The 12,976-nt window shown below is 75.1% G+C and carries 8 protein-coding genes; 2 read left to right on the plus strand and 6 right to left on the minus strand.

The window, feature by feature from the left end; genetic code table 11:
- Window positions 1–104 precede the first annotated feature (104 nt).
- From ACZ514_RS14260 to ACZ514_RS14285, 6 genes are all read right to left on the minus strand, one after another.
- Window positions 105–1,673 carry an RNA polymerase sigma factor gene (locus ACZ514_RS14260; RefSeq protein WP_468170772.1) on the minus strand — a complete coding sequence of 523 codons (1,569 nt, stop codon included), beginning with the start codon at window positions 1,671–1,673 and terminating at the stop codon, window positions 105–107.
- 379 nt (window positions 1,674–2,052) lie between these two features.
- Window positions 2,053–2,994, minus strand: coding sequence for a FadR/GntR family transcriptional regulator (locus ACZ514_RS14265; RefSeq protein ID WP_468696960.1), 942 nt, complete (start codon window positions 2,992–2,994; stop codon window positions 2,053–2,055).
- Window positions 2,995–3,141: 147 nt separating this feature from the next.
- Window positions 3,142–5,121, minus strand: a complete 1,980-nt coding sequence (locus tag ACZ514_RS14270; protein ID WP_469124815.1) for an ATP-binding cassette domain-containing protein — start codon at window positions 5,119–5,121, stop codon at window positions 3,142–3,144.
- A gap of 164 nt (window positions 5,122–5,285) precedes the next feature.
- Window positions 5,286–6,032 (minus strand): NUDIX hydrolase, encoded by a 747-nt coding sequence (locus tag ACZ514_RS14275; RefSeq protein WP_468170763.1) that lies wholly within the window; start codon window positions 6,030–6,032, stop codon window positions 5,286–5,288.
- A 117-nt stretch (window positions 6,033–6,149) separates the two neighbouring features.
- On the minus strand, window positions 6,150–8,345 hold the full coding sequence (locus ACZ514_RS14280; protein WP_469124816.1) for an amylo-alpha-1,6-glucosidase: 2,196 nt from the start codon (window positions 8,343–8,345) through the stop codon (window positions 6,150–6,152).
- A 197-nt stretch (window positions 8,346–8,542) separates the two neighbouring features.
- Window positions 8,543–9,805: a DUF4192 domain-containing protein gene (locus tag ACZ514_RS14285; RefSeq protein ID WP_468170757.1), complete on the minus strand. Its 1,263-nt coding sequence runs from the start codon at window positions 9,803–9,805 to the stop codon at window positions 8,543–8,545.
- Between the two features lie 123 nt (window positions 9,806–9,928).
- Here ACZ514_RS14285 and ACZ514_RS14290 point away from each other — a divergent pair, with 123 nt between their 5' ends.
- On the plus strand, window positions 9,929–12,088 hold the full coding sequence (locus tag ACZ514_RS14290; protein ID WP_469124817.1) for a RecQ family ATP-dependent DNA helicase: 2,160 nt from the start codon (window positions 9,929–9,931) through the stop codon (window positions 12,086–12,088).
- A 215-nt stretch (window positions 12,089–12,303) separates the two neighbouring features.
- Window positions 12,304–12,933: a hypothetical protein gene (locus ACZ514_RS14295; RefSeq protein WP_468170751.1), complete on the plus strand. Its 630-nt coding sequence runs from the start codon at window positions 12,304–12,306 to the stop codon at window positions 12,931–12,933.
- The last annotated feature ends 43 nt before the right edge of the window (window positions 12,934–12,976 follow it).

Here is a 12,976-nt window from a genome sequence, read left to right on the forward strand (position 1 = left end):
GCCGGAGCGCTCGACGGCATGCCGGAACCCGCCCGGCAGCCGCTCGACACCGGCTGGGGATCCGGCCGGGCCCGGGGCTGCGCCCGGCCGGCCCTCGGCGCGGCTCAGTCCAGATAGTCGCGCAGCACCTGCGAACGCGACGGGTGGCGCAGCTTCGACATCGTCTTCGACTCGATCTGGCGGATGCGCTCACGGGTGACCCCGTAGACCTTGCCGATCTCGTCGAGGGTCTTGGGCTGCCCGTCGGTCAGTCCGAAGCGCATCGAGACCACGCCGGCCTCGCGCTCGCTCAGCGTGTCGAGGACCGAGTGGAGCTGCTCCTGCAGGAGCGTGAAGCTCACGGCGTCGGCCGGGACGACCGCCTCGGAGTCCTCGATGAGGTCACCGAACTCGCTGTCGCCGTCCTCGCCGAGCGGGGTGTGCAGGGAGATCGGCTCGCGGCCGTACTTCTGGACCTCGATGACCTTCTCGGGGGTCATGTCGAGTTCCTTGGCGAGCTCCTCCGGGGTGGGCTCGCGGCCCAGGTCCTGGAGCATCTGGCGCTGCACGCGGGCGAGCTTGTTGATCACTTCGACCATGTGCACCGGGATGCGGATGGTGCGGGCCTGGTCGGCCATGGCCCGGGTGATCGCCTGCCGGATCCACCAGGTGGCGTACGTGGAGAACTTGTAGCCCTTGGTGTAGTCGAACTTCTCGACCGCGCGGATGAGGCCCAGGTTGCCTTCCTGGATCAGGTCGAGGAAGAGCATGCCGCGGCCGGTGTAGCGCTTGGCCAGCGAGACGACGAGACGGAGGTTGGCCTCCAGCAGGTGGTTCTTGGCGCGGCGGCCGTCCTCGGCGATGATCTCCAGCTCGCGCTTGAGCTTGGGGGCCAGCTTGTCGGAGTTCGCCAGCTTGTCCTCGGCGAACAGGCCCGCCTCGATGCGCTTGGCGAGCTCGACCTCCTGCTCGGCGTTGAGGAGGGGGACCTTGCCGATCTGCTTGAGGTAGTCCTTGACGGGGTCGGCGGTGGCGCCCGCCACGACGACCTGCTGGGCGGGGGCGTCGTCCTCGTCGTCGGAGATGACGAAGCCCTTGTTCTCGCCGCCCTCGTCCTCTTCCTCGGCCTCCGCCTTCACCGCCTCGGGACCCTCTTCCAGGGTCTCCTCTTCGCCCTCGTCGGCGGTCTTCTTGGCGGCCGTCTTCTTCGCCGCCGTCTTCTTGGCGGCGGTCTTCTTGGCGGTGGCCTTCTTCGCGGCGGTCTTCTTCGCCGCCGTCTTCTTCGCGGCGGGCTCGGCCGAGGGCTCCCCGGCGAGCGCGTCGGCGGTGTCGGGGTCCGTCGTCCCCGGCTCCGCGACGGCGTCGGCCGGTGCCGGGGCGGCCGCCGTCTTGGCCGCCACGGTCTTCGTCGTCGTCCGCTTCGCGGGAGTCTTCGCTGCGACGCTCTTACGGGGGGTGCGCTTGGGCGACTCCGCGGCACTGACCATCAGCGTCACACCCTCTTCCTCGAGGATCTGGTTGAGGCTGCGCAGAACATTTTTCCACTGGGTCGCTGGAATCTGGTCAGCCTCGAAGGCCCGACGCACGTCATCGCCGGCGATCTGCCCCTCGGCCTTGCCCCGCTCGATGAGCGCCATCACAGACTCGGAATCGGCGATCTCCGGCGGGAGCGTACGGGATGTGCTGGCCGACACGAACAACCTCTCGGAACGATGGGAACGGCTTCCGACCCCGGCGTGGTGCTGGACCGGAGCCGACGACCACCGACTGGGGATGGGCCGGGGGCGCGGGCAGGGGCCGGGGAGCTGCACAGCATCCCCAAGGGCTGCTGTCTTCCCTCCGTCGGCCATCACCTCTTAGTTCATCGCGTGACGTCGCGGAGCGTTACGCCCAATCTTCGTGTCCCGAGTGCGCCCCTCCGTGGCTTGCGTCACAGGGCGTGCGCTCCCCGTGCCGGTCGCGCGCCCGTACGGCCCGGGCCGGGGGCCGCTCCGGGGACCGCACGCCGATGTCGCCGGGCCCGAAGGACCCGGCGACCGGTGGTGCGCTCCCACGCCCCCGTGCGTCGGAGCGTCAGTGCTCGCGCGGTGCGGGGACCACGCGCTCTACCTCCGGGTGCACCGTCAGGAGCTGGCGCATGGCGTTCTCGGCACCCACGCTGTCGCCGGAGGCCAGGGCCTCGACCATGCGGGCGTGGTGCGCCACGCAGGTCTCGCTGGGGCGGTCGCAGGAGGTGACGGGGCTGCCGGAGACCTGGAGGGCGGCGGAGACGATGCCCGAGAGGTGTTCCAGCATGCGGTTGCCCGCGATCTGGATCAGGAGCGCGTGGAACTCGTTGTCGGCGCGCGCGAACGTGATCGCGTCCCCCTGCCCGAGGGCGTGGCCCATGATCTCGACCATGTCGGAGAGGCGCTGCTGGATGTCGGGGCGGTCGTGCCCGGCGGCGAGACGGGCGGCCAGCGGCTCGATCGTCCAGCGGAGCTCGTTGAGCTCGCGGCGCTGGTCGTCGCGCTGGGGGCCGAAGGCGCGCCACTCGATGATGTCCGGGTCGAGCAGGTTCCAGTCGGCGACCGGCCGGACCCGGGTGCCCACGTTGGGCCGGGCGCTCACGAGGCCCTTGGCCTCCAGGACCCGCAGCGATTCGCGGACGACGGTGCGGGAGACCTCGAAGCGCTGGCCGATCTCCTCGGGGACCAGGGGCCGGTCCGCGCCGAGGTCGCCGGAGACGATCATCTGGCCGAGCTGCTGGACGAGTTGGCCGTGGAGCCCGCGACCGCGGCTGCCGGTCGCCCGGCGGCCGACGCGGCTCAACTCGACGTCGCCCCCGTCCCAGTGGGGTGGCCCGACCCGGTCGGAGCCGGCGGCCTCCGCGTAGGGGTAGCGGTCGAGGTCGCCCGGGCCGGCGAGGCCGGTGTCGGCATGGCGGGCGGCGGTCATCATGGTGTGCGCAAGGGTACTCACGAATCCTTTGTCGGCCGTGCCTCCATGACCCTTGAGGTCTTTGCTGAAAAGCACACGAAAGGGTGATCGGTGCCCCCTACGCAATTGACGACTTATCGTAAGGATTCGGACCTCTTGCGGGGAGTTGTGGTCCGCTTCGCGTGATTTCGCGCGAAGCGGTCCCCTCCGGTCACCCGGCAGTCGCCTCCCGCATCGGAACGATCACCACCGGACTCGGGCGCGCAGTCCTGTGAACCCATAGGCGCACAACAGGACCATCAACGACAACACCAGCGCGGCGCCCACGGGTTGGGCCATCACCCGGAGGGCCCCCAGCACGAAGCGGTCCGCCTCCGCGGGCCAGGGCGCGGAGGCCAGGGCCCGCAGCCGGGAGGCCACCCCGCCCGCCGGGTACGCGGACCGCCCCTCCAGGGCTGCGCGCACCAGCGGGACGACCGCCACCGGTACGGCGATCACGGCCGCCATGCCCGCGAGGGAGGAGCGGAAGGCCCCGGAGGCGAGGACCCCGGCCCAGGCGCAGCCGACCAGCAGCCCGGCCCAGCTCGCGCCGGCGGCGGGCCAGCCGGCCGGCGCCCGCAGCGGTGCCGTGCCGAAGACGAGGCGCAGCGCCGCGGCGTCGACGGTGACCACGAGGGCTCCGAGCAGGAGGGCGAGGGCGGCGCACACCCCGAGCTTGGCCGTGAGCAGTCCCAGCCGCCGCGGCACGGTGCCGCGGTCGGCGGCGAGGGCGGGGTAGCGGTACTCCTCGCCGAAGGCCAGGGCGCCCAGCAGTCCGGCGCCGAGCGCCGCCGGGGGCAGCGGGAACGGCCGCGGCCAGGCGGCGAGGATCCGGTGGAGCGGGGTGTGGCCGGTGCGGGCAAGTACGAGGGCGGTGACGGCGGAGACGGCGACGACCAGGGCGGCCGTGAGGAAGGGGGTGGCGGTGCCGAAGACGCGGCGCAGCTCGTAGCGCAGCGGTCGCAGCGGGCCGCCCACACGGCGCACCGGCCGCGCGGGACGGGCGTGCCGGGCGCGCCCGGCCAGGGCCCGCCCACGCCCGGCGGACGGCTGGGCGAAGGCGGCGGCGGGGCCGGGGGCAGCGGCGGGGGTGGGCGGGGGTTCGGCGGGTGGTTCCGTACGGGGCCCGCCGGTGGGAACGGTGCCGGAGGCTCCGGGTTCGCGGTGGACGGCCGCGCCACCGCCGACCGCGGGGACGCCCGGTCCGGTGCGGACCTGGGCGGCGGCCTCCACCCGCGCCTCGGCGCGGGCTTCCACCCGTGCGCCGGAGCCGGCTCCGGTGCGGGCCTGCGGCACCGGGGGGACGGGCGCGCCGGTGTCACCGGTCTCGTCGGCGAGCTGGTGGACCAGCACGCCGTGCCGGAACGCGGCCTCGCCCACCTCGGCGCAGTTGCTCCCGTACACGGAGAGCCGGCTGCCGCTCTCCTCGACGATCTCGACCACCCGGTGCGCGGCCCTGGCCTCGCGGCCCAGTACGTCGGCCAGCCGGGCGGCGTGCGGGGTGCGCACGGCGACGCGGGGCCGCAGCCTGGTGCGCGCGAAGTCCGCGGCGTCCTGGTCGGCCACGAGCCGGCCCGCGGCGATGGAGACGACCCGGTCGGCGCTGCGGGCGGCCTCCTTCGCGTCGGCCGTGGTGAAGAGCACGGCTCCGCCGAGGGAGGCGTGACCGCGCAGCAGGCCGTGCAGCCAGGCCCGGTCCCGGGGGGCCAGTCCCGCCGTGGGCTCGTCGAGGATCAGGGTGCAGGGGTCGGCGAGCATGGCCGCGGCCAGGCCGACCCGGCGGTCCATGCCGGCCGAGAGGGAGCCGAGCCGTTGGTCGCGCAGGCCGCCGATGCCGACGACCTCCATCAGGGTGTCGGCCCGGGAGGCCGGGACGCCGACGGCGGCGCAGAGCATTCGCAGCTGGCCGCGGACCGTCCGCGACGGATGTCCGGGGACGTCGCCGAGGAGGACCCCGACCTCGCCGGCGGGATGCGGGATCCGGTGCAGCGGGCGGCCGCGGAAGTAGGTGACGCCGCGGCCCGGTTCGAGTTCGAGCATGAGCCGCAGTGCGGTGGTCTTGCCCGAACCCGGCTCTCCGAGCAGGGCGGTCACGCACCCCGGGCGGGCCTCGAAGGTGAGGTCGTCCACGAGGGGCGGGAGATCTCGACGGGGTGTGCTGGTGAGTCCGATGGCCTGGAGCATCGCTTCTCTCGCGGGGTGTGAGACCGCTCTGCGGCAGCGTGAGTACCGCACGCAAGATAACGCGATATGTCCGATTTTGTACGCAACCGGCCCGGGTCCGTGTCGCTACGACCGCCGGCAGACCCCCGGACGGCGCACGACGCCGCCGGCGCGGCTTCGGCCGATCAGACCTCGGGGCGCAGCATGGGCGGGTTGAGCAGGGTCGCGCCGCCGGCCCTGAAGAGCTGGGCGGGCCGCCCGCCCTGACGGGTCGTCGTCCCCCCGGCGGGGACCAGGAACCCGGGGGTCCCGGTGACCTTGCGATGGAAGTTGCGCGGGTCGAGCGCCACGCCCCACACGGCCTCGTACACCCGACGCAGCTCGCCCACGGTGAACTCGGGCGGACAGAAGGCGGTGGCCAGGGAGGAGTACTCGATCTTCGAGCGGGCCCGCTCGACACCGTCGGCGAGGATCGTCGCATGGTCGAAGGCGAGCCCGGCGGAGGCCTGGTCCGGGCCTTCCAGGAGTTCGTCGACGGGAGCCCAGCGGGCGCTGTTGGCGTCGCCGCCGGCCCTGGGGGCGGGCAGGTCGGGGGCGAGGACCAGATGGGCGACGCTGACCACCCGCATCCGGGGGTCGCGCTGCGGGTCGCCGTAGGTGGCGAGCTGCTCGAGGTGCGCGCCGTTGTCCACGCCGGGCGCGGCCGGGTCGTGCGCGCACAGCCCGGTCTCCTCGGAGAGCTCCCTGGCCGCGGCGCCGGCCAGGTCCTCATCCCCGCGCACGAAGCCGCCGGGCAGCGCCCAGCGTCCCTGGAACGGCTGCTCACCCCGCCGGACGACCAGCGCGCAGAGCGCGTGGCGCCGCACGGTGAGCACGACCAGGTCGACGGTGACGGCGAAGGGCGGAAAGGCCGACGGGTCGTAGGGAGACATGCCGCGATCATAGTCGTCTGCTTGACGATAAACAGTCCTTTGGTGATCCCGAGGAGGGTGATCCGGAGCCCGGACCGGATCCTCCGCAGCGCGCGGGCCCACCTCCCGGCCTCCGTCTCAGCCTCCCAGTTGCAGTCCATCGGCGGCCTCCTCCACCATGCCGACGCCGAGGCGGCTGACCCGGACGGTGAAGGGCTCCCCCGCGACCCGCAGGCCGGAGAGGCGCAGGGCGCCGAGCGGGGCGCCCGCCCGGGGGGCCACGGCGACGGTGCCCGCCGGGGCGTCGGGGCGGATGCCGGCGAGGGCGGTGAGGGCGTGGATCCCGGCGGCTGCGGCCACCGCGGCCGGCCGGCAGGCGGCGGGATGCGGCAGCGGGGCGCTGCCCGCCGTGCGCTGCTCGGCGGCGTACATCTCCGGCAGCCGGTATCCGAAGGCCTCGGCCGCGTCGAGCAGGCCCCGCAGCAATCCGGCGGCCTCCTTCTCGAAGCCGGACTGGGCCAGCCCGGCCACCGCGAGGGCACTCTCGTGCGCCCGGACCGCTCCCGACCGGTGGCCGAAGGGGTTGTGCCCCGGCTCCCTGGCAGCCATGCTCCGCAGCCCCCACCCCGAGTCCATGGCGGGGGCTCCGAGCAGCCGGGCGAGCTGTTCGGTACGGACGCCGTCCAGCAGCCCGGGGGCGAGCCGGCCCCCGCCGAGCAGGCCCGTGTCCAGCAGGTGCACGGCGGCTCCGGTCAGCCGGGGCAGCGGCCGGCCGTCCGGGTGCAGGGCGGCGGCGGGGCGGCCCCCGTCCGGACCGTCGATCCAGAACCGGTCCCGGAACCTCTCCCGCAGCGCGGCCGCCCACTCCCGCCACTCCCCCGCTCCGCCGCGCCCGCACCCCTCCAGCAGGTCGGCGCCGAGGAGCGCGGCCCGGTGGGCGTGGGCCTGGGTCTCGCAGCGCCGCGGACCGGGATCGGGATCGGCCAGGAAGCCGTCCTCCCCCAGCGCCCCGCGCAGCCAGTCCAGGCACCGCTCCGCGACGGGCAGCAGCCGGGCCACGTCCTCCTCGGGCAGGCCCCAGCGCCGGGCCTCCGCCAGCACCGCCGGGAAGCCGAGGGTGGCTTCGGTCCCGGTGCACCCGGGCGGCAGCTGCGGTCCGGCGGCCCGCAACGGACCCGGGATCTTCCCCGCCCCGGGGCCCCGTCCCCCGGTCTGCGCGCGGGCCAGGGTCCGCAGGGTGGCGGCGGCCAGCCCGGTGCCGAGCGGCAGCGCCATCCGCGCGGCCCACAGCGACTCCGCCGGGGCGAGTCCGAGCCGCCACGGCACTCCTGCGGCGGCGAAGGCGTCGCCCGGTGCCGCGGGGTCCCGCAGGAGCAGGGCCCGGAGGTCCTCGACGCTGGTGCGGAACCAGGCGTCGGCCCTCGGGTCGTCCCCCTCGGCGCGGGCCGCGGCCAGCGGGTTCGCCACCTGCCCGGCGGGGGCCCGCGTGAGGCGGTCGGGGGTGGTCCGCAGCTCGATGGTGCGGGACTCCCCGGGACCCAGCTCGAGTTCCCAGCGCAGGAGCCCGGCCGAGGCCAGGGCGTCGTCGGGGGCCGGTTCGGCGGTGGTGACGGCCAGGACGTCCCCGGCGCCCCAGCGCAGACCCGCCGCGTGCACCGCGGCGGCGAGTTCCGGACCGGCGCGCCCCTCGGCCACCGCGGCCAGGTCGGCCAGGTCGGTACCGAGGGAGACCTCGACGGGCAGGCGCAGCGGGCGGGCGGCGAAGCTGCGCACGGTGATGCGCTCGGTGCCGTCGGCGTGGCGGACCCGCTCCACCCCGATGTCGGGGTCCGGTCCGGGCTCGACCCCGGTGCGGACGGTGGCGGTGAAGGCGGCCCGGTCGGCGCCGAGGCTGCGGCCGTGGAGGGCGACCGGGTCCCGCCCGGCGACGCGCAGCACGCAGCGGGACAGCAGCCGGCGCCCGGAGCGGTAGATCCCGTCGGTCCCCCGCCCGGTCAGCTGGCCGTGCTCGGGCGAGATGGCCAGGCAGGGGGCGGCGACGCAGACGACCGCCCCGTGCACCGGAGGCAACTCGGCCCTGCGCCCTCCACCGCCACCGCCACCGCCACCGCCGGATGCCTGCCCGGGCAGCCCGGCTCCGCCGTCCCGCCCCTGCCCGAGCGGGCCCGCACCCGCTCCGGAGGGCTGCCCCGAAGACTGCCGTCCAGGAGCGACGGCCCCCGGTGGCGGGCCCGCGGGGCGCTCCGGCGCGTGGCCGGGAGCCGGTTCCGGTGGACGGGGCGCCGGGGTCGGAGGGGGCCCGGGCGGGCCGCTTCGGGGTACGGAGGGAGCCATGTGCCGCCTTGTCTGCGCTCCGGCCGGTTCTGCGGGGCGGCGGCGCGGCCGGGCCCCCGCCACCCTCCCCCTGAACGTCCCGGCCCCCGCCCGGGTCACGGGCCCCGGTGGCGGCTGCCCCCGCCGGTCGGGGCGATCGCCGGACGGGGCCGCGCCGGCAGCCTGCCGCTGGGCCGCGGCACGGACCTGACGGGGGCTCACTGCGCGCTCCCCTCGGGGCGGCGGGAGGCGCGCCGGTGCCGTCCCGTGCGGCGGCCGGGCGGACGGGTGGCGGCGGCGCGCCTCTTGCGGCCCGGTTCGCGGCGCCTGCGCTCCTCGCGCAGGCACTCCCGCAGCCCCTCGGGGTCGAGGCCCTCGTTGCAGGCGTGGTGGAGGAGCTGCGCGAAGCGGTATTCGGCGTCGGCGCGCAGGGCCAGCCCGAAGGCGATCCGGGCGGTCGGCTCGTCCCCGGTGGACCACGAGACCCAGCCGGCCAGGGTCAGCGGGGCGGCCGCGTGTTCCCCGTAGGCCCCGACGCAGCGCCGGGCGAGGGCCCGCCACAGCCTCAGGGCGGGGCCGGCCTCCTCGTCCTCCATCCACTCGGCGGCGATGTCGCGGATCTCCCGGTCCTGGAGCCCGAGGATCACGGCGGCGGCCTCGTCGTGGCCGAGCAGCGCGTCGTCCCAGTCGTCGGCGCGGGGGCCGCCCTCCACGGGCGGGGCGAGGGTCAGGCGCCGCATCAGGGTCCGGGCCAGGGCGAGGGTCTCCGCGCCGACCTCCTCCCTGGTCGCCCCGTCGAGGATCCTCGGCACGAGGGCGGTGGCGGCCCGCTCCAGGGCTTCCTCCTGTTCGACGGCCCAGCTCCCGCCGAGCGGGGTCAGCCGGCTTTCGATCTCCTTGAGGGACCCGCGGACCTGGAGCCCCGCGAAGGTGGCCGCGGCGGCCATCACCGAGGTGCCGGGCGGGGCCAGCGGATTGCCCTCGGCCGGACAGCATCCGTCATCCCCGCAGGTGTAGGACCAGTAGCGGCCGGCGGAGAGGCACAGGGCCTCCAGGACCGGCACGTCCAGGGCCCCGCAGGCGATCCGCAGCCGCTGGGCGAACGGCCGCAGCCGGGTCATGACGCGCTGCCCGCTCTCGCCGTCCCGGGGGTCCTGGCAGAGGAAGACCACGATGCCGTCGGCCTTGTCGCCGCGCCGTTCGCTGCCGCGGATCAGGCATTCGGCGACCTGCCGGGCGGTGTCCTCCCATTCCGCCGGGGCGACGGGGATGCCCACGCGGAGCCTGCCGCCGAAGCGGCCGTTCTCGCCGTGCACGGTGACCATGACGAGGGAGTCGGTGGGGTGGAAGCCGAGCATGTAGGGCAGCGCGTCGGCCAGTTCTGCCGGGCTGCGCAGGGTGATCTGGGATGCGGAGGGTGCTCCGGAAGGGCTGAGTGAGGGCCGTCCGGACGGGCTGGGTGATGCGCTGTTCGTCGTCATGCGTCGACGGTCCCGTGCCCCGTCCGAACCGGAAACCCCTGTGGATAACTCATTCGATCTTCAACATCCACAAGTGGGGGGCCGCGTTGGCGCGATGTCACAGGCATCGGGTTGCATGGGGGCATGAACGCAGACCTGAGGTCCTCCGCCGATTCCGTACTCGCCCGCCTCGTGGGCGACCCCACGGGCACCGCACGGCTGCGCGAGGACCAGTGGCGGGCGATCGAGGCCCTCGTCGCGCACAAGCGGCGGGCCCTGGTCGTCCAGCGCACGGGGTGGGGCAAGTCCGCGGTCTACTTCGTGGCCACCTCCCTGCTGCGGGCCGCCGGGGCCGGACCGACGGTCATCGTCTCCCCGCTGCTCGCGCTGATGCGCAACCAGGTCGAGGCCGCCGCACGGGCCGGTATCCACGCGCGCACCATCAACTCCGCCAACCCCGAGGAGTGGGAGGGCATCCAGGCCGAGGTGGCGGCGGGCGAGGTCGACGTCCTGCTGGTCAGCCCGGAGCGGCTCAACAACCCGGACTTCCGCGACCAGGTGCTCCCCAAGCTGGCGGCGGCCACGGGCCTGCTCGTGGTCGACGAGGCGCACTGCATCTCCGACTGGGGACACGACTTCCGCCCCGACTACCGCCGGCTGCGCACGATGCTCGCCGATCTGCCGCCGGGCGTTCCCGTGCTGGCCACGACCGCGACCGCCAACGCCCGGGTGACGGCCGACGTCGCGGAGCAGCTGGGTACCGGGGCCGGCACGGACGCGCTGGTGCTGCGCGGGCCGCTGGACCGCGAGAGCCTGAGCCTGGCCGTCCTGACGCTGCCCGACGCGGCGCACCGGCTGGCCTGGCTCGCCGACCACCTGGCCGAGCTGCCGGGTTCCGGAATCGTCTACACCCTGACGGTGGCCGCCGCCGAGGAGGTCACCGCCTACCTGCGCCACCGCGGACACACGGTCTCCTCGTACACCGGCAAGACCGAGAACGCCGACCGCGAGCAGGCGGAGAGCGACCTCCAGGCCAACCGGGTCAAGGCCCTGGTGGCAACGTCCGCCCTGGGGATGGGCTTCGACAAGCCCGACCTGGGCTTCGTGGTGCACCTGGGCTCGCCCTCCTCGCCCATCGCCTACTACCAGCAGGTCGGCCGCGCGGGCCGCGGCGTCGAGCACGCCGAGGTCCTGCTGCTGCCGGGCCGGGAGGACGAGGCGATCTGGCAGTACTTCGCCTCGGTGGCCTTCCCTCCGGAGGAGCAGGTCCGCCGGACGCTGGACGTGCTGGCGCAGGCGGGCCGCCCGCTGTCGCTGCCCGCTCTGGAGCCGCTGGTCGACCTGCGCCGGACCCGGCTGGAGACGATGCTCAAGGTGCTCGACGTCGACGGCGCCGTCCACCGCGTCAAGGGCGGCTGGACCGCCACCGGCGAGCCCTGGGCGTACGACGCCGAACGCTACGCCTGGGTCGCCCGGCAGCGGGCCGCTGAGCAGCAGGCGATGCGGGACTACGTGGCGGCCACCGGGTGCCGGATGGAGTTCCTGCGCAGCCAGCTCGACGACGAGGAGGCCGCTCCCTGCGGCCGCTGCGACAACTGCGCCGGCGCCCGCTTCACGGCGGAGGTCTCCGGGGCCGCCCTGGACACCGCCCGGGGCGAACTGGGCCGCCCCGGCGTGGAACTGGAACCGCGCAGGATGTGGCCGACCGGGCTCGCGGCGGTGGGCGTGGACCTCAAGGGGCGGATCCCGGCCGGGGAGCAGTCCTCGGCCGGCCGCGCCCTGGGCAGGCTGTCCGACATCGGCTGGGGCAACCGGCTGCGCCCCATGCTGGCCCCGCAGGCGGCCGATCAGCCCGTTCCGGACGATGTCGTCCAGGCCGTGGTGGCCGTGCTCGCCGACTGGGCCCGGGGGCCCGGCGGTTGGGCCTCGGGCGCGGCCGACGCCCCGGCCCGGCCGGTGGGCGTGGTGGCGCTGCCTTCGCGCAGCCGCCCCCAACTGGTCGGTTCCCTGGCCGCGCGCATCGCCGAGGTGGGGCGGCTCCCGCTGCTGGGGTCGCTGGAATACACCGATCAGGCGCCCGAGTTCGGGCTGCCGTCCTCGAACAGCGCCCAGCGGGTCCGGGCGCTCCATCAGGCGTTGACCGTGCCGCCAGGGCTGGCGGCCAGCCTTGCCGGGGTCCAGGGTCCGGTGTTCCTCGTCGACGATCGCGCGGAGAGCGGATGGACCCTCGCGGTGGCCGCCCGGCTGCTGCGGCGGGCAGGGGTCGAAGGGGTGTTTCCGCTGGTGCTCGCCCTCCAGCCGTAGCGGAATGCGTCATCTCCGGTGTGGCGGGGCAAGGATATGAGCGGCATACCGGCGAATTCCGGTCCGCGGCCGCAAATGCTCATTGCCCCATCCTCGCGGGCCGCGCGAGAATCGGAGTGCTCCCGCTCGGCTCGTCGGCACTCTCCTGGGCCGCGCCGCGGCGCGCCCACACCTCAGCCGTGCCCGTACGCGGGCGTGTACCCGAAGGGAGGACCGTGACCTTCGGATTCGCCCCGTCCTCGACCACGTCACTGGCAGCGGCGGCCGGTGGCACGAGCCGACACGGCAGACTGCTCGAGCCCTCCGAGTGGACGGCGGCGGGGGTTCCCCTGCTGCGCAGTCCGCGCGAGGTGGTCAGCGGGCTGCACTCCCGGCACGGCCCGGTTCCGGCCACGGCCGTCATAGCCGTGCTGGGCCCCGAGGAAGAGCTCGTCGCGAGCGCCTCGTTCGTCCAGAAGTCCGTTTCGGCGGATGGCTGGGAGTACCGCAACGCCCTGCTGTCGCGCCTGCGCCGGATCATCCCGCACGACCTGCGGCGACGGACCCCGGTCCGGACGGCGGTACTGATGTACTGCCGTGAGGGTGACGAGCGGTGGACCGAGGAGGACGGCGCCTGGATGTGGGGGCTGCGTGACGCCTGTACCCTGCACGGGCTGCGCTGCGGCGCGTACATCACGCTGACCCGCGGCGGCTGGCAGGTCCTCGGTGACGGCCGGGGCGGGCGGCGGCCCGGATCGGACTCGCGTCCGGAGCCGCTGGGTTCCGTGACCCCCGATCTCTCACCGCTCACCCTGAGCACCGTGGGCGGCGCCTCGGAGGCCCTGCGCCGGACCGCCGCGCGCTGAGGCCCGCGTGGGCGGGCTTCCGGCACGGCAGCGCCCCCGGAAG

It is taken from the genome of Streptomyces sp. NPDC034086, from assembly GCF_055575515.1.